The organism is Sulfitobacter sp. HGT1, assembly GCF_013282155.1.
Lineage (GTDB): Bacteria > Pseudomonadota > Alphaproteobacteria > Rhodobacterales > Rhodobacteraceae > Sulfitobacter.
The window spans coordinates 62,306-81,733 of record NZ_BLWI01000014.1; the positions used below are offsets into that span (position 1 = coordinate 62,306).

The 19,428-nt window shown below is 57.5% G+C and carries 21 protein-coding genes; 8 read left to right on the plus strand and 13 right to left on the minus strand.

Annotated elements, in window-relative coordinates:
- Positions 1–13 precede the first annotated feature (13 nt).
- Complete coding sequence (map, locus tag HGT1_RS16425; RefSeq protein WP_176251044.1) at positions 14–829, plus strand: type I methionyl aminopeptidase; 816 nt, start codon at positions 14–16, stop codon at positions 827–829.
- Here the strand turns inward: map and pssA are convergent.
- The 4 genes from pssA to HGT1_RS16445 all read right to left on the minus strand — a co-directional run bounded on the left by pssA (position 826) and on the right by HGT1_RS16445 (position 4,090).
- Entirely contained in the window at positions 826–1,587 is a 762-nt protein-coding gene (pssA, locus tag HGT1_RS16430; protein WP_176251045.1) for a CDP-diacylglycerol--serine O-phosphatidyltransferase, read from the minus strand. The two genes, map and pssA, sit on opposite strands and share 4 nt — an antisense overlap.
- Positions 1,588–2,253 (minus strand): phosphatidylserine decarboxylase, encoded by a 666-nt coding sequence (locus HGT1_RS16435; RefSeq protein ID WP_176251046.1) that lies wholly within the window; start codon positions 2,251–2,253, stop codon positions 1,588–1,590.
- Between the two features lie 80 nt (positions 2,254–2,333).
- A complete protein-coding gene (gene rsmD, locus HGT1_RS16440) occupies positions 2,334–2,885 on the minus strand; it encodes a 16S rRNA (guanine(966)-N(2))-methyltransferase RsmD (RefSeq protein ID WP_176251047.1) in 552 nt (183 codons plus the stop codon).
- Entirely contained in the window at positions 2,882–4,090 is a 1,209-nt protein-coding gene (locus HGT1_RS16445; protein ID WP_176251048.1) for an NAD(P)/FAD-dependent oxidoreductase, read from the minus strand. Before HGT1_RS16445 ends, rsmD begins: the two co-directional genes overlap by 4 nt.
- A gap of 95 nt (positions 4,091–4,185) precedes the next feature.
- Between HGT1_RS16445 and HGT1_RS16450 the strand changes: the two genes are divergently transcribed.
- Positions 4,186–4,674: a peroxiredoxin gene (locus tag HGT1_RS16450; RefSeq protein ID WP_176251049.1), complete on the plus strand. Its 489-nt coding sequence runs from the start codon at positions 4,186–4,188 to the stop codon at positions 4,672–4,674.
- Between the two features lie 77 nt (positions 4,675–4,751).
- Here the strand turns inward: HGT1_RS16450 and HGT1_RS16455 are convergent, their stop codons facing one another.
- The 4 genes from HGT1_RS16455 to HGT1_RS16470 are packed head-to-tail and all read right to left on the minus strand — an operon-like array spanning position 4,752 to position 7,508.
- Positions 4,752–5,057 (minus strand): 4a-hydroxytetrahydrobiopterin dehydratase, encoded by a 306-nt coding sequence (locus tag HGT1_RS16455; RefSeq protein ID WP_176251050.1) that lies wholly within the window; start codon positions 5,055–5,057, stop codon positions 4,752–4,754.
- Positions 5,054–6,241, minus strand: coding sequence for a GNAT family N-acetyltransferase (locus tag HGT1_RS16460; protein ID WP_176251051.1), 1,188 nt, complete (start codon positions 6,239–6,241; stop codon positions 5,054–5,056). Before HGT1_RS16460 ends, HGT1_RS16455 begins: the two co-directional genes overlap by 4 nt.
- A gap of 50 nt (positions 6,242–6,291) precedes the next feature.
- Entirely contained in the window at positions 6,292–7,053 is a 762-nt protein-coding gene (locus HGT1_RS16465; protein ID WP_176251052.1) for a glycerophosphodiester phosphodiesterase family protein, read from the minus strand.
- On the minus strand, positions 7,050–7,508 hold the full coding sequence (locus HGT1_RS16470) for a RidA family protein (RefSeq protein WP_176251053.1): 459 nt from the start codon (positions 7,506–7,508) through the stop codon (positions 7,050–7,052). Before HGT1_RS16470 ends, HGT1_RS16465 begins: the two co-directional genes overlap by 4 nt.
- A gap of 191 nt (positions 7,509–7,699) precedes the next feature.
- Here HGT1_RS16470 and HGT1_RS16475 point away from each other — a divergent pair, with 191 nt between their 5' ends.
- Positions 7,700–8,434 (plus strand): VacJ family lipoprotein, encoded by a 735-nt coding sequence (locus HGT1_RS16475; protein WP_176251054.1) that lies wholly within the window; start codon positions 7,700–7,702, stop codon positions 8,432–8,434.
- Between the two features lie 39 nt (positions 8,435–8,473).
- Here HGT1_RS16475 and HGT1_RS16480 read toward each other — a convergent pair whose 3' ends face one another.
- Positions 8,474–10,684, minus strand: coding sequence for a transglycosylase domain-containing protein (locus tag HGT1_RS16480; RefSeq protein ID WP_176251055.1), 2,211 nt, complete (start codon positions 10,682–10,684; stop codon positions 8,474–8,476).
- A 255-nt stretch (positions 10,685–10,939) separates the two neighbouring features.
- Between HGT1_RS16480 and HGT1_RS16485 the strand changes: the two genes are divergently transcribed.
- Both HGT1_RS16485 and HGT1_RS16490 read left to right on the plus strand, forming a co-directional pair.
- Complete coding sequence (locus tag HGT1_RS16485; RefSeq protein ID WP_005851080.1) at positions 10,940–11,278, plus strand: P-II family nitrogen regulator; 339 nt, start codon at positions 10,940–10,942, stop codon at positions 11,276–11,278.
- A 26-nt stretch (positions 11,279–11,304) separates the two neighbouring features.
- Positions 11,305–12,606: an ammonium transporter gene (locus HGT1_RS16490; RefSeq protein ID WP_176251056.1), complete on the plus strand. Its 1,302-nt coding sequence runs from the start codon at positions 11,305–11,307 to the stop codon at positions 12,604–12,606.
- A gap of 151 nt (positions 12,607–12,757) precedes the next feature.
- On the opposite strand, the gene HGT1_RS16495 is transcribed toward HGT1_RS16490, so the two are convergent.
- The 3 genes from HGT1_RS16495 to smpB form a co-directional block, all read right to left on the minus strand.
- Positions 12,758–13,942, minus strand: coding sequence for an amino acid aminotransferase (locus HGT1_RS16495; RefSeq protein ID WP_176251057.1), 1,185 nt, complete (start codon positions 13,940–13,942; stop codon positions 12,758–12,760).
- On the minus strand, positions 13,942–14,796 hold the full coding sequence (sseA, locus tag HGT1_RS16500; protein ID WP_176251058.1) for a 3-mercaptopyruvate sulfurtransferase: 855 nt from the start codon (positions 14,794–14,796) through the stop codon (positions 13,942–13,944). Before sseA ends, HGT1_RS16495 begins: the two co-directional genes overlap by 1 nt.
- 133 nt (positions 14,797–14,929) lie before the next feature.
- Positions 14,930–15,418 (minus strand): SsrA-binding protein SmpB, encoded by a 489-nt coding sequence (gene smpB / locus HGT1_RS16505; protein ID WP_176251110.1) that lies wholly within the window; start codon positions 15,416–15,418, stop codon positions 14,930–14,932.
- A 169-nt stretch (positions 15,419–15,587) separates the two neighbouring features.
- Here smpB and HGT1_RS16510 point away from each other — a divergent pair, with 169 nt between their 5' ends.
- On the plus strand, positions 15,588–16,271 hold the full coding sequence (locus tag HGT1_RS16510; protein WP_176251059.1) for an SGNH/GDSL hydrolase family protein: 684 nt from the start codon (positions 15,588–15,590) through the stop codon (positions 16,269–16,271).
- Between the two features lie 178 nt (positions 16,272–16,449).
- Here the strand turns inward: HGT1_RS16510 and HGT1_RS16515 are convergent, their stop codons facing one another.
- Positions 16,450–17,268 (minus strand): sulfotransferase family protein, encoded by an 819-nt coding sequence (locus tag HGT1_RS16515; protein WP_176251060.1) that lies wholly within the window; start codon positions 17,266–17,268, stop codon positions 16,450–16,452.
- Positions 17,269–17,424: 156 nt separating this feature from the next.
- Between HGT1_RS16515 and HGT1_RS16520 the strand changes: the two genes are divergently transcribed.
- Entirely contained in the window at positions 17,425–19,002 is a 1,578-nt protein-coding gene (locus tag HGT1_RS16520; protein ID WP_176251061.1) for a DUF5928 domain-containing protein, read from the plus strand.
- Positions 19,003–19,011: 9 nt separating this feature from the next.
- Positions 19,012–19,392, plus strand: coding sequence for a histidine triad nucleotide-binding protein (locus HGT1_RS16525; RefSeq protein ID WP_176251062.1), 381 nt, complete (start codon positions 19,012–19,014; stop codon positions 19,390–19,392).
- Positions 19,393–19,428 lie beyond the last annotated feature (36 nt).

The window sequence follows — 19,428 nt, forward strand, 5'->3', positions numbered from 1 at the left end:
GGAGATACCGGTGATGAATGAACACCGAGGACGCCAGACAAAAGACGGCATTCGCATTTACGACCCATCGGATTTTGCAGGTATGCATGCCGCCGGCAAACTTGCCGCGCAGATTCTTGATGATATCGCCGCGCATGTTTTCGTTGGTCAAACCACAGGGGCCATCGACGGCCTGATCACCCAGATGGTCGAGGACGCAGGTGCCAAATCTGCCACGATCGGCTATAAGGGCTATCAGCATGCCAGCTGTATTTCGATCAACCACGTTGTCTGCCACGGCATCCCCGGTGACAAAAAGCTGAAAGACGGCGACATCCTGAACATCGACGTTACGGTGATTGTGGATGGCTGGTTTGGCGATACGTCCCGGATGTATGTCGCAGGCAAACTGGCCCGCAAGGCCGAGCGTTTGATCGAAGTCACTCATGACGCATTGATGCGCGGCATCGAAGTCGTCAAGCCCGGCAACACCTTCGGCGACATCGGCCACGCGATCCAAAGCTTTGTCGAAAGTCACCGGATGAGCGTTGTTACAGATTTCTGCGGGCATGGTCTGGGCCGCGTGTTCCACGCCCCGCCAAACGTACTGCACTATGGCCGCCCTGGCACCGGGGCCGTTCTGGAACCGGGCATGTTCTTTACCATCGAACCGATGGTGAATCTGGGCCGCGCCGAAACCAAGGTGCTGGCAGATGACTGGACGGCGGTCACCCGCGACAAATCGCTATCGGCGCAGTTTGAACATTCCATCGGTGTGACCGAAACGGGTTTCGAGATTTTCACCCTGTCGCCCGCCGGAAAATTCCATCCGACCTATTCGCAAGATTAAGCTTTGCGTTTGGCCAGCTTGAGTTCAATCACGGCCCACAAGACGCTGCCCGCATAGGCAAAGCAGCAGATCACAAGTGTGGTCCAGGGAAAGCTGACCAAACAGGCGATAAAGCCGGTAAAGAAGATCAGGAAATAGGTCACGTTGCTGCGCGAAAAGCTGACCGATTTGAACGACCATGTCGGGATGCGGCTGATCATGACCCAACCGACCAGCACGATGTACAGGCACGCCAGTAGATCCGGCATCGCGGCACCGGGGCCGAACGCATAGGGCAGATAGATCGGAAGCATCACCAGCATTGCGCCCGCCGGCGATGGCACGCCAGTAAAATACCCGCCATCGTCCAACGTGGTTTTGGTACGCGAATCGACGTTGAACCGTGCCAGACGCATCACGCAGCAGATTGCGAACACCAAAACGGCAAGCCAACCCGCACGGTAGGAATCCTGCAGGCCCCAGAAATACACCACCAAGGGGGGGGCCACGCCAAAGTTGACGAAATCCGCGAGGCTGTCCAGCTCGGCGCCGATTTTGCTGTCGCTGCCCAGATAGCGTGCGGCGCGCCCGTCCATGCCATCCAGAATACTGGCCAGCGTGATCAGAAACACCGCCAATGCGAATTTACCCTCGGCCCCGAAACGGATCGCTGAAATGCCTGCGCAAATCGCCGCAATGGTCAGCATGTTTGGCAACAACTGAAGCAATGAAAACTCAGCTTTCGCTTTTTCTGTGGGCGCGGGGGTTTGTTCAGTCATTTACGACAGCTCTGCCAAGACGGTTTCGCCAGCCACCATTGTCTGGCCAATGCTGACCTTGGGTTCGACACCTTCGGGCAGATACACATCCACACGCGACCCAAAGCGGATCAAACCGAAACGCTGACCTGCCTGCGTATGTGCGCCGGGCGTGGTAAAGCAAACAATGCGCCGCGCAACGAGGCCCGCAATCTGCACCACAGCAATGTCGCGGCCATCGGCCATCTTGATCCGCAGGCTGTTGCGTTCGTTATCCTTGCTTGCCTTGTCCAGCGACGCATTAAAGAACTTGCCGGCGCGATAGGCGATGTCAGTGATCTCGCCTGCGACCGGCGCGCGGTTCACGTGACAGTTAAACACGTTCATGAACACGCTGACGCGGGTCAGCGGCGTGTCGGCCATGCCCAGCTCTGCCGGGGGAACGGCAGGTTCGATCAACGAAATAATACCATCGGCGGGGCTAATCACCAGATTGTCGCCCTTGGGTGTCACACGTTCAGGATCGCGGAAAAAGTAATAGCACCAGACGGTCGCCCCAACGCCGATCCAGCCCAGAAAATCGGCCAGCAGGAATAGGACCAAGGTGATCGCGGCAAAGATCGCGACAAACTTGCGCCCCTCGGGGTGCATTGGTTTGATGAACGTACTGGTCATACTTAGGCTCATGGGGGCATCTTTCCATTGGAATAATTGACTAGCTCATAGGCGCAAGCGGGGAAAATGCAAAGCCTGAACAGGTTTTTCGGTTAGGTCACGGTCAAAAGGGTAATCCAGGTATCGCCATATTTTCTTTTGTCGATCCGCGTGAACCCGTCGGGCGGATCCATCGCGGCACTTTCCTCCCAAACGATCATCGCGTCTTTGGCAAGCCAGCCACCGGCCAGCGCTTTGACCAATGCGACCTGCCCCATCCCTTTGCCATAGGGCGGATCAAGAAACACCAGATCAAAGGGCGCTGCGATCCAATCGCCCAGCGTGGTGGCATCCGACCGCATCAACGTCGTTTCGCCTTCGGCCCGCAGTTTCTTGATGTTCTCGGTGATCAGCTTTTGCCCCACACGCCCGTTTTCAACGAACACCACTTCGCGCGCGCCCCGCGACAGGGCCTCAAGCCCCAATGCGCCCGTGCCAGCAAACAGGTCCAGAACCCGTGCGTTGTTAATGACGTTAAACGATGCCAGCATCGAAAACAGGCTTTCGCGCACACGGTCGGATGTCGGGCGCAGATGCGCGTCGTCGTCGCCGCGGCCGACCTCGGCCAGCCTTGTGCCCCGCGATTTGCCTGCGATGATCCTCATGCTTTCAGCAATGCTTTCAAATCGGTATCGGGGTTCTCGATCAGCTCCGGTGCGGGGGATTTTCCGGCCTCGATCAGACGCCGCCCGATCATGAACCCGCGCGGATCATTCATGGCATCCACGGCCAGCAGTTCGCTGCCCTTGTAATACCAGAACGCGACAGAATCTGCGTCCGTGCGGCGGGTGATGACCCGGTCATATCCGGTATTCAGACCCGCAATTTGCAGTTTCACATCATATTGATCCGACCAGAACCACGGTTTTGCCACGTAATCCTTGTCAGCCCCCATGATGTTTTCCGCAACACATTCCGCCTGATCAATGGCGTTCGGCACCGATTCAAGCCGGATACGGCCACCGCGATACGGGAATGACGCGCAATCGCCCGCAGCCCAGACATGCGGTGCCGATGTGCGGCCGTGGCTGTCGGTCTTAATGCCGTTGTCGATCTCGATCCCTGCGGCTTGGGCAAGGTCGATACCGGGGGCAATGCCGACACCGACGATCACGAAATCAACGGGCAGTTCCGACCCGTCCGACAGGTGCGCGGCGGTGACATGTGTGTCGCCGATCAGACGCTCAAGGCCTACGCCTTCGCGGATATCCACGCCGTGGGACCGATGCAGATCACGGAAAAAATCAGAGGTTTGCGGGGCCGCGACACGCTGCAAGATACGGTCGCCCATTTCAACCAGGGTCACGTTCAACCCCAGCTTGGCCGCGACCGAAGCGGCCTCCAGCCCGATATATCCCCCGCCGACGATCAACACGCGCGCCGCTTTGGTGAACCGCGGTGCCATGGCATCCACATCGGTCAGATCACGTACCACATGCACGCCGTCCAATGCACCGCCAATGCTGGCAGGCAGGCGGCGCGGGACCGATCCGGTGGTCAGCACCAAATCATCATAGGCCATATCGGCACCATTTACCCGAATGGTCTGGGCGGCCGTGTCGATGCTGTCGACATGGGTGCCAAGCCTCAGATCAATGTCATATTCGCCATAGAAACTTTCGGGGCGCAGAAACAAACGCTCTAGCGTCATGTCGCCCAGCAGGTAGGCCTTGGACAGGGGCGGGCGTTGATAGGGGGGCACGTTTTCGGCACCGATCAGGGTCACTTTACCGTCAAAGCCGGAATTGCGCAGCTTGGCCACACAAGAGGACCCGGCCTGCCCTGCCCCGATCACAATAACATGTCCCATCCTATGCCCCTAACTTGAAAAAACCAGTTTCCTGCCCGCGTCCGAAACCTATATCTAAGCAAGAGACAAACGCAATGACACGAAAGGTCACATATATGACGATTTCTCAAGGTGATATGCTGCCGGATGCCACACTGATGCAAATGGGCGCTGACGGCCCCGCGCCTGTCCAGATGGCCGACAAACTGAAAGGCCGCAAAGTTGTGGTATTTGCGGTTCCCGGCGCTTTCACACCGACCTGCCATTCGGCGCATGTGCCCAGCTTTATCCGCACCAAAGACCAGTTTGACGCCAAAGGCGTGGACGAGATCATTTGCGTATCCGTCAACGACCCCTTTGTCATGCAGGCATGGGGCGACGCGACAGGTGCTTCTGCTGCGGGCATCACAATGCTGGCCGATGGCAATAGCGCCTTTACCAAAGCGATCGGCATGGATTTCACCGCCGAACCTGTTGGCCTGATGGCGCGGTCCAAACGCTATGCGATGCTGGTGGATGACGGCAAGGTTGCGCTGTTCCAGGCCGAGGAAAGCCCCGGCATGTGCGAACTGTCCGGCGGCGAGGCGCTTTTGGACAACATGTGATCTGTACCACCCGTTAAAATGCAAAACGCCGCCCCGTAACGGGCGGCGTTTTTGTTTCCTGCGGGGTGCCGGCGCTATTAGCTGGCAGGGCCCATCAACCCGTCCATCTTGCGGGCCAGCTTGGCATCCAGCGCGCTTAGGCCATCCACATCATGGGTTGTTAGCGTGACGACCACCTTGCCATACACGTTTTCCCATTCGGGATGGTGGTTCCATTTTTCAGCCCAGATCGCGGCGCGGGTCATCCAGCCGAATGCGTCGGCAAAGTCGTTGAACTTGAATGTCTTGACGATTGCATCCCGCCCGTCGACCATTTCCCAGCCTGTTGCAAACAACGGGGCAAGGACGGTTTTGCGGGTCTCTTCGCTTAATTTTTCGCTCATTGTTGTTCCTCGATATTGGGGCGTTTAAAGGGGCCGTATTCTGTCAGTATCTCGATCTCTTCGTCCACGGCGGCGCGTTCCTGACGCAGGTAATCGCCCACTGCGCGGGCAAACCCCTGATCGCGCATCCAGTGCAGTGACCAAGTTGCGGTGGGCAAATAGCCGCGCGCCAGTTTGTGTTCGCCTTGCGCACCGGCCTCTACGGTTGCCAATTTCATGTCGATCGCGATGTCGATTGCGCGGTAATAGCACAATTCGAAATGTAGGAACGGGTGGTGCTCGCGACACCCCCAGTACCGACCATATAACGCATCAGCCCCGATAAAGTTCAGCGCACCCGCGACCCATCGCCCGTCGCGCCGCGCCAACACCAAGGCCATATCATCGCGCAAGGTTTCCTGGGCAATGTCGAAAAACTGGCGAGTCAGATACGGGGTGCCCCATTTGCGCGCACCGGTATCTTGGTAGAATTCCCAGAACGCATCCCAATGTTCAGGTTCGATCTGGTCACCGGTGAAGGTTTCAATCGTTCCGCCAAAGTCTTGCGCTTGCTGGCGTTCTTTGCGGATGTTCTTGCGCTTGCGTGAACTGAGCGTGGCAAGGAAGCCGTCAAAATCATCATATCCGTGATTTTGCCAGTGAAACTGCTGGCTCTTGCGTGCCATCAGCCCCAACTCCTCTGCCGCCATGGCCTCTGCCTCGGTGCAGAATGTGATGTGCAGCGATGATAACCCGTTGGTGTCGGTCAATTGCACAGCGCCCTGGATCAACGCGGCCACGCCTGCATCCTCGAACCCCGGACGGGTCAGAAAACGGCGGCCCGTGGCTGGGGTATGCGGCACCGCAATTTGCAGTTTCGGATAATACCGGCCACCCGCACGTTCCAGCGCATGAGCCCAGCTGTGATCAAAGATATATTCGCCCTGACTGTGGGATTTGGCATACATGGGTGCCACGCCAACCATCTGGCCGCCAATGGACGCGGTCAGGTATTGCGGCTGCCAGCCCGTACCAGGGCCGACGCTGCCGCTGTCCTCCATCGCGGACAGAAAGCGGTAGGTGGTGAACGGGTCATCGGGCCGTGCGCCATCCGTGGCTTCTGGGCAGGCACAGGCATCCCATTCGGCCTGACCGATATCGGAGATCTTGGGGAATATTCTGATTTCGACTTCTTGTGCGCTCATTCGGGTATCCCGGTTGCCATGGGTCTAATCTGTGGCCAAAGCGCCGGGGTTCAAGCGGGGCGCACCGCGTCGTAGCCCTCGAATGTGATATTATCGGCGTATTGCCGCGCTGTCGTTTCGATTTCAGTGCTTCGGACTGTCCAGCAGCATACCATCGCGCCGGTCTTTCGCAGGTCGGCCACGCGGGGGCGTGACAGGTCGTCGACCTCGTGACTGATAAAGGACGCGCCAGACCGGCCGTAATCAGGTATCTCGCGCAGGTGGTCGCAGGTGGCCTTGGACAGCGGCCAGTCGGCATAGCGATAGGCACTGCTCACGATCCCACGCGTCAGATCGGGCGCAAGCAGCGCCATGCGCGCGACCGAATGGGGGTTGAACGACATGACCGCCACATCACCGGCATAGTCGTGCAGCGCGCGGGCTGTTGCGACTTCCAGCGGGCCGATGGCATCGCCCATTGCGCCGTCCTGATCCTTGATCTCGACCAGCAGCGGGACGCGCCCGTCGATCAATGACAGGATTTGCGGCAGGGTCTGAATGGTGTCTGTGCCACCTTTCAGCTTGATCTGCGCCAGCGCCTCTGCGGTGCGTTGCTGGATGGGGCCGGATTCAGCCGTCAGCCGGTCGAGGGCGTAGTCATGAAACACCATCGCCTGACCGTCCGAGCTAAGCTGGACATCCAGTTCAATCGCATAGCCACGTTCCACCGCGGCACTGAACGCGGCCGGGCTGTTTTCAGGCCGGCCCGCGTTCAGATCATGAAAGCCCCGGTGGGCAAACGGGGCTTTTACAAGCGCAGCTGGAAAGGTCATTTGATCTCGAAGATGCCTTCGATTTCGACGGCAACACCCAAAGGCAAGGATGCCGCAGACACCGCAGAGCGCGCGTGCCGCCCCGCATCACCCAATGCTTCGACCAAAAAGTCGGACGCGCCGTTGATCACTTTGGGCTGATCGGTGAAATCAGCGGTAGAGTTCACAAAACCGGTCAGCTTTACCACACGCACAAGGCGTTCAATATCCCCACCACAGGCAGCTTTGACTTGGGCCAACAGGCTGATCGCGCAGGTTTTCGCGGCGGCGGCACCGGCGGCCACATCCATTGTATCACCCAGTTTGCCAAGGATCAGACCGTCAGGACCGTTCGAAATCTGGCCGGAAATATAAACGATATTCCCCGTTTTGACGAAAGGAACATAGTTGGCCGCTGGTGCGGGCGCGTCTGGCAATGTGACGCCAAGTTCGCTGAGACGGTTGGAAATGCTCATGGGGTTCTTCCTTTGAGGTCAGATGTATTTGCGGCCTACGTTAACGCCCTGCCAGCCAAACTGAAAGGGGGCAAAAAAGTCATAAAACAAAAGCTTTCGAAGGCTGGATACCGCCCCTCAAAGATATGTTGCTAATCGCATGTGCTGTCCGCATAAGGTGCAGAATTCTTATCGGCACAAAGGGGGCTGCTATGGTCAATTTTTCTACGGCACCCAAGGTTTTGCGGAACTTTACGGTGTGCGTTTTGGTTGCTGGCCTTGCCGCGTGTGGCAGTGCCGCGCGTGTGCAGCCGACAGGCATCAATGATCCGCACGAGCAAAGCAACCGCAAGGTGCATGCCCTGAACAAGCAAGTCGCGGGTTCCGGCAAGGGCGGCGGCTTGGCCAAGGCTGTGCCCAGCGAATTCCAGACGGTTATTCACAACGTTGCCGAAAACATGGCGATGCCGCAGGTCGCTGTGAATTCGTTCCTTCAGGGTGACGTCACAGGTTTCGGACTGGCGACATCGCGGTTTGCAATCAACACGGTCCTTGGTTTTGCAGGCGTGGTTGACGCGGCCAGCGCATTCAAAGTGCCAGAGCACGACACCGATTTCGGCGAAACGCTATATGTTTGGGGCGTCGGCGAAGGCCCGTATTACGAATTGCCGATCATCGGCCCCTCGACACGTCGGGATGTGGCAGGTCGCATCGTTGATCTGTTTACCAACCCGCTGTCCTACACGCTGGAAAGCCCCGAGAAATATGTGGGCACCGTGACCGGCCTTGCCGATCGCGTGTTCACAAAAAGCCGTCGCAGCGACGTGATCGCTGACGCGGTGGATGGCAGCACCGACAGCTATGCGCAGGCCCGCCTGAACTATCTGCAAAAACGCCGTTTTGAACTGTCACAGCCCACGGGCACAATGCGCCCTGACGCGGACTAAGCCAGCAGGCGCGGCTTGATCCGCCGCGCGTCTGCGGGGTTAGCGATCACCGGCTTTTGAATTGCCACCGCCACCACCTGACGCACCACCGCCAAAGATGTCACGCAACACCTGATCAATCAGACTGATCGGATTTTGCGGCTGTGACACCGGGGCAGGTCTGTTGTCTTGGGCCTGCGATACGTCAGCTACGGAAGGTGCCGGCATGATCATCGGCAAAGGTCGGACAGGCAATCCTTCGTGGACCCGCTCCATGACCTCTTTCCAGATCTCGGTCGGCAGGCCGCCACCCGAGACACCTGTTAGCGGCGTGTTATCGTCATAGCCCATCCAGATGCCCGCCACATAATCGGCAGAGAACCCGATGAACCACGCATCACGGTTGGCTTGGGTTGTGCCGGTTTTGCCCGCCAGTTCACGCCCCCCAAACTGCGCCCGCTTGCCAGTGCCCTCGGACACGACCTTTTCCATCATATAGACCAGCTGAAGCGCCGCATCTTCCTGGATCACCCGTTCACCGATGCCGCCGCCCGTGCCCATCAAGGGTTCGCTATCGCCCTGTAGCTTTAGATCAATCAGGCCATAAGGTTTCACCGAAGACCCCCCGTTCAGAATACCCGCATAGGCACCTGTCATCTCGAGCAGGGTACTCTCAGACGCACCAAGCGCCAGCGCGGGGCCTGCGGCCAGATCGCTTTTGATGCCGAATTGCGTTGCCACCTGACTGACCAGATCACGCCCGACGCTTTCGGACACTTTGACCGCAGGAATGTTCAACGATTCCTTAAGCGCGGTGGTCAGGGTCACATTGCCTTTAAAGCTGCTGGTATAGTTTTTGGGGCACCATTCGCCCGATCCCGGAATGTTCAGGCAATAAGGCGCGTCGTTGATCAGGTCATTCGGGGAATACCCCAGATCCAGCGCGGCGGCGTAAATGAACGGTTTAAAGGACGACCCCGTCTGGCGCATCGCCTGCGTGGCGCGGTTAAAGGCACCGGCAACCTTGGTTTTGCGCCCCCCCACCATGGCCCGCACGGCACCATCGGCAGACATTACCACAACAGCGGCCTGCGCCTTGGACCCGGCGCGCACCTTGTTGTCAAAGACCCAGTTCAACCCATCCTCGGCGGCACGTTGAATGCGCTGATCCAGGGTTGTTTTGATGATGACGTCTTCGGTGGTGTTACGGGTAAAAAATTCAGGGCCCGATGACATCACCCAGTCGGCAAAATATCCGCCCGCCTCGGCCTCGGCCGCTTCGGACAGTTCGGCGGGATGCGCGATCGCGTCATCCGCTTCGGCTTTGGTCAGGTAACCCTGACCCTGCATCAGGCGCACCACCGTGGCAGCGCGGTTTTGCGACCGGTCAAGATTGTTGGTCGGCGACAATGTGGTGGGGGCTGTCAGCAAACCGGCCAGCATCGCCCCTTCGGCAGGGCGCAAGGCGGATGCGGGTTTACCGAAAAACCGTTGTGCCGCGGCTTCGGCACCGAAGGCACCGCCGCCCATATAGGCACGGTTCAGGTAGATCGACAGAATATCATTCTTTGAATACTTCGCCTCCATCGCCATGGAGAACACTGCCTCCTTGGCCTTGCGCTTGAGCGATGAACGCCGGCATTCGGCTTCGTATTCTTTTTCGGTCTGGCCCGATGCCGTATCAAAGGGTTCGCCCAGACACAGCAGCTTGGCGACCTGTTGGGTGATCGTCGACCCGCCATGCCCCGAAAGCGGGCCACGGCCTTCGCTCAGGTTGATGCGCACGGCGGATGCGATACCGCGTGGCGATACACCAAAGTGGCTGTAGAACCGTTTGTCTTCGGTCGCGATGACCGCATTCTTTAGATGTGGCGACACGCTGGTGGCCGTTACAACGCCGCCGAACTGGTCACCCCGCCAGGCAAACACAGCACCGTTGCGGTCCAACATGGTGACTGATCCGCGCGCGCGTCCGTCCAACAGCGCCTCGAGAGGCGGCAAGGTTGTATAGAAATAGCCAACGGCACAGGCCAGAAGCAGCAGGGCGACAATTGCCACCCGCGAAACGATCTTCCAGATAAGACCGAAAATCCAACGGATAATCGCGCTGAAAAACCCCATGATACCGCCGCGCCGTACCGGGGCCTTGCGCGCTGGCTTGCGCCTTGCAGGTGCCTTTTTCGCAGGGGCTTTTTTGGCCGAAGCCGTCGCTTTGCCGCCATATCGCTTGTCAGCGACCAAAGGGCGCTTCCGCTTGGGTGAATCACTCATTCAGCTGCTCGCTCGACCGTTCTTTTTTTGCACTCTACCCTGCCTCGAGCTGATTGTTTAGCTTAGAGCGCTGTGGCGGCCATCAATTTTGTGTCTATTTTTTAATCGTTTTATTTTATTTGCCCACTTTTTAATCACAAACAGGGTTCCACGGCCCCGGCGCAGGCCCTTTGGGCTTCCTTATCCGGTCAGTCTCGCTCTTTTCTTCTCAGGTATCACGCAGGAAGAACCTGCATTCTAGAAGAGGGACTTTAGGTGAAACTCATCATAGCAACAATTAAGCCTTTCAAACTTGAAGAGGTCCGCGAAGCGCTGACCGAAGCAGGTGTGCGCGGGCTGATGGTAACAGAGATCAAGGGTTTCGGTGCCCAGTCTGGCCACACTGAAATCTATCGCGGCGCTGAATATGTCGTGAACTTTGTACCCAAGGTGAAACTTGAACTGGTCGTCGCCGATGCGCTGGCAGACCAGATGGTCGAAACCATTACCCGCACCGCCCACACCGGCAAAATCGGTGATGGCAAAATCTTTGTGCTCGACGTCGAGCAGGCCGTGCGTGTGCGCACCGGTGAAACCGGCGAAGACGCCATCTGACCCTTAATGCTTGAGGAAATGACGACATGAAATCACGAATTCTTCTTCCCCTGGCCGCGACAGCCGCGCTGTTGCCGACGCTGGGCTTTGCACAGGACGCCGAGTTTGCAAGCGCGTCCGAGACTGCATTCATCTTTAACACGCTGCTGTTCCTGATCGGGGGCTTCCTGGTCTTCTGGATGGCCGCCGGTTTTGCCATGCTCGAAGCGGGGCTTGTCCGCTCCAAGAACGTGACAACACAGCTGACCAAGAACATCGCCTTGTTCGCGCTGGCCGCGATCATGTACTGGCTGGTTGGCTATAACATCATGTATCCGGGCGATGCCTGGATCATTCAGGGTGTGTTCGGCACAATCGGCACCAAAGACATCAAAACCACGATCGACGCTGGCGGCTACTCCAATGCCTCCGACTTCTTCTTCCAGTTGATGTTCTGCGCTACCACAGCTTCCATCGTTTCGGGCACCTTGGCCGAGCGTATCAAACTGTGGCCCTTCCTGATCTTCACCGTCATCCTGACCGGCTTTATCTATCCGATCGAAGCAAGCTGGCAGTGGGGCGCAGGCTGGTTGTCTGACGCAGGTTTCTCTGACTTCGCCGGCTCCACTCTGGTACATGCAGCTGGTGGTTTTGCTGCCCTTGCAGGTGCCCTGATCCTTGGACCACGTATCGGCAAATACAAAGACGGCCGTGTTGTGCCAATGCAGGGTTCGAACCTGCCGCTTGCCACCTTGGGTACGTTTATCCTGTGGTTGGGTTGGTTCGGCTTTAACGGTGGTTCGCAGCTTGCAATGGGGTCGATGATCGATGCCGACGCTGTGGCCCAGATTTTCGCCAACACCAACATGGCCGCTGCCGGTGGTGCTGTTGCAGCGATGATCCTGACGCAGATCCTGTACAAGAAGATCGACCTTACCATGCTGCTGAACGGTGCGCTGGCAGGTCTGGTGTCCATCACTGCGGGTCCGCTTGACCCGACGTTGTTTGGTGCGCTTTGGATTGGTGCTGTTGGCGGTGTGATCGTAGTCTTCGCGGTTCCATTCCTGGACAAGCTGAAGATCGACGATGTTGTCGGTGCGATCCCTGTTCACCTGCTTGCCGGTTTCTGGGGCACCTTGGTGGTTCCGGTTTACACCGAAGGCACATCCTTTGTGACACAGATCATCGGCTTTGCCTCCATCGGTGCATTCGTCTTTATCGTGTCGACGGTTGTCTGGCTGATCTTGAAAGCCACCATGGGCATCCGCGTCACCGAAGAGGCCGAGATCATGGGCCTCGATGTATCGGAACTGGGTATGGAAGCGTATCCCGAGTTCTCGAAGAGCTAAAACCAAACGCCTTCGGGCACGCAAGAACCCGGGCGTCCGCGCCCGGGTTTTTTGTTTGTCCGGTGGATGGTTGGGCAAAAAAATAGCGCCGTGCTGGGAGACAGCGCGGCGCTATTGAGTATTTAAGAAAGGGTGAAGCGGTAAGAATCGCTTAGATCCCTACGTCGATGATTGCCTTGGCGAGGATCGGGACGGTTTTTGCATTCAGGCCCGCGATGTTCATGCGGCTGTCGCCCACCATATAGATCCCGTGATCGGCGCGCAGTTTTTCAACCATTTCCGGGGTCGTACCGAGGCGCGAGAACATGCCGCGATGTTCGGCAAGGAAGCCAAAACGGTCTGATCCGGCAAGGCGCTGCAATTCACCGGCCAGTTGGCTGCGCAAGCCGAGCATGGTGTTGCGGATGTCTTCGAGTTCGGCCATCCAATCGGCGCGCAGGGCGTCGTCATTCAGGATCATGGTCACGATCCGCGCACCGTGGTCGGGCGGGAAGCTGAAGTTCTGGCGGTTGAGGAAGGCCAAGGTGCCCTGGTTCAGTTTCTGCGCCGATGCATCGGAGGAGACCGCCATCAATATGCCGGTGCGTTCGCGGTAGATGCCGAAGTTTTTGGAACAGCTGGCGGCGATCAGGCATTCTGGCACCGATGCGGCGACCTTGCGGGTTGCTGCTGCGTCTACCTCAAGGCCATCGCCGAACCCTTGGTATGCGATGTCGATCATTGGCGTGGCACCGGTGTCGTGCAAAACCTTGATCATCTCGTCCCACTGGGCGGCATTCAGGTTTGCGCCGGTGGGGTTGTGACAGCAACCGTGCAGGAGGATCACGTCGCCCTTATGTGCCGTCTTGAGGTCCGCCAGCATGCCGTCGAAATCAACGCCGCGGGTTTCATCATCGAAATAGCGGTAGGGCACCACAGCCATGCCAAGGTATTTCAGGATCGACAGGTGGTTCGGCCAGGTCGGATCGGACACAAAGACCCGCGCATCGGGCCGTGCCATCTGGATCATTTCGAAGGCCTGACGGATGGCACCCGTGCCACCGGGGGTCGCGGCGGCAGCCACATTGGCGCGCGGCACGGCATCGCCAAGCACCATTTTAACCATCGCATCGCCAAAGGCCGGATCACCGGCAAGGCCGGTATAGCTTTTGCTGTCCTGGTTTTCCCAGATCCGGTGTTCGGCGGATTTGACCGCCCGCATGACCGGGGTCAGCCCTGATGCGTCCTTGTAGACGCCCACGCCAAGGTCGATCTTGGTGTCGCGGGGGTCGTCCTTGTACATTTGCATCAAGGCGAGGATTTTATCGGCGGGCTGCGCCTGCAGGTTTTCGAACATTATGCGTCTCCGGTCGCAACGGGCACTGTGGGGAACATCCCCCATTCGGCCCAAGATCCATCGTAAAGGGACCAGTTTTTATGGCCCATCAGTTCCAGTGCAAGGGCCAGAACCGCCGCTGTAATGCCCGAGCCGCAGCTGGTGATCACGGGGCGGGACAGATCAACGCCAGCGGCCTCGAAGGCGGCTTTCATCTGGTCCACGGATTTCATCGTTTTGTCTGCATTCAGCAGATCAGTATAGGGCAGGTTGCGCGAGCCGGGGATATGCCCGGGGCGCAGGCCTTCGCGGGGTTCCGGTTCATCACCGCGAAACCGGCCTGCGGAGCGGGCATCGACAATCTGCGGGTCTTTCAGCTTGGACGCCTGGGCCACCTGAGTGACATCGCGGACCAGATGGTTTTGGAAACGGACCGTCATGTGGCGATCGCGGGGGATCGGCGGCATATCTTCGGTCTTGCGCCCTTCGGCGACCCATTTGGGCAGACCGCCATCCAGCACCGCGACGTTATCCTGCCCCATCAGTTTGAACAGCCACCACACACGCGCCGCCGACATCAGGCCAGCGCCATCATAGACCACGACCTGATGGCCGTCACCGATGCCCATGGCACGCATGCGCGACATGAATTTTTCAGCCGGAGGGACCATGTGCGGCAAATCCGACCGCGCATCCGAAATCTCGTCTATGTCAAAGAACCGCGCGCCGGGGATGTGGGCTGCGTCGTATTCCGCTTTGGGGTCACGGCACATGTCTGGCAGGTACCAAGAGGCATCCACAAGGCGCAGGTCGGGATCTTTGAGGTGTTGTGCCAGCCAGTCGGTTGAAACAAGCGTTTTCGGATCGTCGGACATGGGTCAGCCCCCTTTGAGAACAGGTTTTGTTATGCCTAACCCTGCAGGCGGGGGCAGGCAAGGGTTTGGCCGACCTATAGCGCTGCGAAAGGGCAGATCAGATGCTGTCTTGAGCGCCCGCCGGACCCAGCGGTCAGCCGTGGTCTTTCAACAGACGCTGCTTTTGACGCGACCAGTCGCGCTTGGCCTCTGTCTCGCGTTTGTCATGCAGCTTTTTGCCTTTGGCGATGCCGATCTTGATCTTGGCCATCCCACGGTGGTTGAAATACATCACCATCGGCACAAGCGTCATACCCTTGCGCTGCGTTTCATTCCACAGGTTCGACAGTTGCTTTTTCGACACCAGCAGTTTCCGGCGGCGGCGTTCTTCGTGGGTGAACGTCTTGGCCTGGCTGTAAGGCGCGATATAGGAATTCACCAACCACAATTCGCCGTCTTCGACAGTGGCATAGCTTTCCGCGATGTTGGCCCCGCCGTTGCGCAGCGATTTGACCTCGGACCCCTCGAGGATGATGCCGCATTCAACATCGTCGTCGATCGCGTAATCAAACCGCGCGCGGCGGTTTTCAGCGATGACCTTGTAATTGGGGTCGGACTTGGATGATGATTTTACCTGTGACATGTGCTTGATGTAGGCTGCGCTGGCCCCGCGTGCAAGATCAGCCGCACATCGTTTGGGATTGTCCACCACATCATCAGCGCTGTTTCCAATCCGAGAACTCAATTCCATAAAGTTGACAGGGTTTACCAATATTCAACTATTCAACGGGAAATAACGAAGGAGATATTTGATGCGCCGTTTCTGCACTCTGCTCAGCGTTGCCGTCGCATTGGTATTGTGTTCAGCTTCGATGACCCAGGCAAAGGACCCGCTGCGCATTCTCGTGTTAGGCGATTCGTTCATGACGTCTCATGCGCAATCCGATCAGGCCGTACCGAATGTTCTGGCCAAGACATTGGGGGCCCAGGTGAAAAGCCGTGCAATCACGGGTGCGCGGTATCGCTATATGCTGCCCTTCTCGGGTGCGCTCGGGATGAACATATCAAAGCAATATCGCGACGGCCCCTGGGACTGGGTGGTGATCAATGGCGGCGGCAACGACATGTGGCTGGGCTGCGGCTGTATCCGGTGTGAACGCCGGATGAACAAATTGATCAGCCCGGACGGCACACGGGGTGAAATCCCGGCACTTGTGTCGAAAGCCCGCCGTGCGGGGGCGAAAGTTGCCTATGTCGGGTATCTGCGCAGCCCCGGCATGTGGTCCCCGATCGAGCATTGCAAAGGCGAAGGCGACGCCCTTGAGGCACGGATCGCGATGATGGCGCAGCGCGACGAAGGCGTCACCTTTATATCCCTGGCTGACATGGTGCCGACGGGCGACAGCTCGTTTCACGCGGCCGACATGATACACCCGTCTGCCAAGGGCAGCCGTGCCGCAGCCGCGCGTATTGCCCAAGTGCTTCAGACAAACTGAAGGCTGGGCTTTAGGCGGCGGGTAAAATGCAAAAATACGGCCGCCGATCCCGCGATAGGCCCTATCAGCGATAGAGCGGTTTGCGCCAAGGCAACCGCCCCAGATCCCTGTTCGCCCTGGGCAAACCGGAAAACGATGACCACTTTATGAATGGCGGCACGGTTAAGGATTATCGGGATCAGTCGCCTAGTTTGGCGTGAACCTCGTCAAGGTCGATTTCACCGATTGGCATCTTGTTGGCGGGATTATCAAAGTCGTATTTGAACAGCTCGAAATCACGCTTGTAAATTTCGCGCATCAAATGCATCGACAAGTCGTCAAAGTAATCCTCGACCGGATGGGCACGTTTCGGGCCATGGCCTTCGGATTCATTGAACCGCGGGATATCGGCCAAGGTTACCTGATGCGGTGTTTTGATCGCATCCAGTACTTCTTGCATGCCATTGTTAAAACTTTCGGTCCACACGATCTTGTCGTAGCTGCCACCGTTCACGATAAACGTGCTGACATGGCCCGCCTGACCTGACCAGTGAATGTCGGGGTCCATCGGCCTGCGCCAGCGGATGGTATCGCGCGCGAACAGCAAAAAACGGCGGAAGCTGGCGATCTGGTCGAACTCTTGCTTGCCATCGGCACCGCCGACCTCGATCCCGTATTTCTGAACCAACAGCGGCACAAGGTTCCCCCGATAGCGCTTGCCATTGCGCTGAATGCCGCAAATCTTGTCAAAGAACGAACTCAGGATCCGCGTGTAGGGGTTGCGCACACAGGTAAACGCATATGATCCGTGGCTTTGTACATTTCTGGCGATAGGCTCTTGCGAGTCCTCAAGCGCCCATTTGTGCATGCCAGACTTGGCATCGTGAATGTCGCCATCGAAAAATTCGCCATGATCCGAATAAAACATGATCTGCCCGATGGTCGAGCATGCGCATTTGGGTACCACACGGTACACAACGCTTTCACTTTCCGTCATCCACGTCCCTGGAAAACCCATATTCTGCTCGGCGTCCTTATTTTTTTACCATTTTTACCATAGTTTATGGCAACAGTTTGGCCTCTGGCCGAAAAAAGCAAATATTCGCGGTTTATTCAATCACTGATCGCCATTATCTACAGATCAGAAACAATACAAAGAGCAACCCCGTCACTCATGGCCAGAATCGCCTATATCCTGCTTTGTCACAAGGACCCTTCTGCAATTATCAAGCAGGCGGAGCGGTTGACGTCGTCTGGTGACTATATGGCGATCCATTTTGACGCCTCTGCCAAACCGGCAGAATTTGCCCAGATTACAGCCGCGCTTTCGGCCAACCCGAATGTCGCCTTTGCGCGCAAACGCATTCGCTGCGGCTGGGGCGAATGGTCTTTGGTGCAGGCCACGTTGAACGCCGTCGAAAGCGCCGTTGACGCATTTCCGCGCGCCACGCATTTCTACATGCTGTCGGGTGACTGCATGGCAATCAAATCGGCGGAATATACGCATAACTACCTTGACGATAACGACGTCGATTTCATCGAAAGCTTTGACTATTTTGAAAGCGACTGGATCAAGACAGGCTGGAAAGAAGAGCGGCTGATCTATCGCCACTGGTTCAACGAACGCACCCAGAAAAAACGCTTTTACTGGATGTACAATCTGCAAGAACGTCTGGGTCTGACCCGTGAAATTCCGGCAGATTTGCAAGTCCAGATCGGCAGCCAGTGGTGGTGTTTGCGGCGTCAAACCGTCGAGATGGTGCTGGAGTTCACCAAACGGCGCAAAGATGTCATGCGGTTTTTCCGCACCACCTGGATCCCGGACGAGACGTTTTTTCAGACAATCGTTCGGCACCTGATTCCCGAAAGTGAAATCCGGGCCCGCACGCTGACCTTCTTGATGTTTACCGATTACGGTATGCCGCTGACGTTTTACAACGATCACTATGATTTGCTCCTGGCACAGGATTACCTTTTCGCACGCAAAATCAGCAGCGAGGCAATGGACCTCAAGCGCCGGCTTGGCCTGCTGTACACGGCACAAGGCGTCGAATTCCAAATCAGCAACGAAGGGCGCAGCCTGTTCAACTTCCTCAGTGGGCGCGGCCGTATCGGACGGCGCTTTGCCACGCGGTTCTGGGAAACAGAAAGCACGTTGGGCCGCGAACGCGAATTGCTCATCGTTATCTGCAAAAAATGGCACGTGGCCAAACGTGTGCTGGAACGCATCCGCCAAACGACGAACCTGCCATCGATCGAATATCTCTTTAACGAGGAAAGCACCCCGCTCCCCGATCTTGGCGGCATTCAGAACACGCTGGGAAAACGCACACGGCACCGGCGGGCCTTGATGCGGATGCTTTTCGACTATTACGAAACCGACCGGCTGATCGTGTGTATGGACCCGGGCAATATTGATCTGCTCAACGACTTTGCCTCCGACCGGTCCGTGACACGTATCCTTGAAATCGAATGCCAGTTCTCGGATGATTATCTGGCAGGCCACGCGATGCGCGTTGGCCTCGCAGGGGAACGCACCTCCGAAGAAACGCTCGACCGGCTACTGCCCACAATCCGCAACGACATGACGTTTGAATCCGATCGCATCCGCGACGCGCAATTCGAACATTATACGCGCATGCGCGAAAATGCATCGACAGAAGAGAACGCGAGCGTCTTGGCCGCATTCCTTCAAATTCCGCAAGACAAGGCGCTTGAGATTGCCAAGACACATTATCTCTTTTCAGACTAAGGACACTCCATGGCCTACGCCTATGACGATCAAAACATCTTTGCCAAAATCCTACGTGGCGAAATCCCCAACGACACGGTCTTTGACTCCGATCACGCGCTTGCGTTTCGTGACATCCAACCGCAGGCCCCCACCCACGTGCTGGTGATCCCCAAAGGCCCCTATGTCAGCTTCGACCATTTCGCCGCCGAAGCATCGGATGCCGAAATCGTCGGCTACATCCGCGCCATTTCCGAAGTCTGCAAATCCGAAGGGGTAACGCTCGAGGCGGGCGAAGGCTTTCGGATGATCTCAAACGCCGGCGCACATGGCGTGCAAGAGGTCCCGCATCTGCATGTCCACATCCTGGGCGGCCGCCCGATGGGGCGCATGGTAGCACGCGCAGACTAATCCCCCGCTTCTCTGGCTCAAAATATCCCGGGGGGG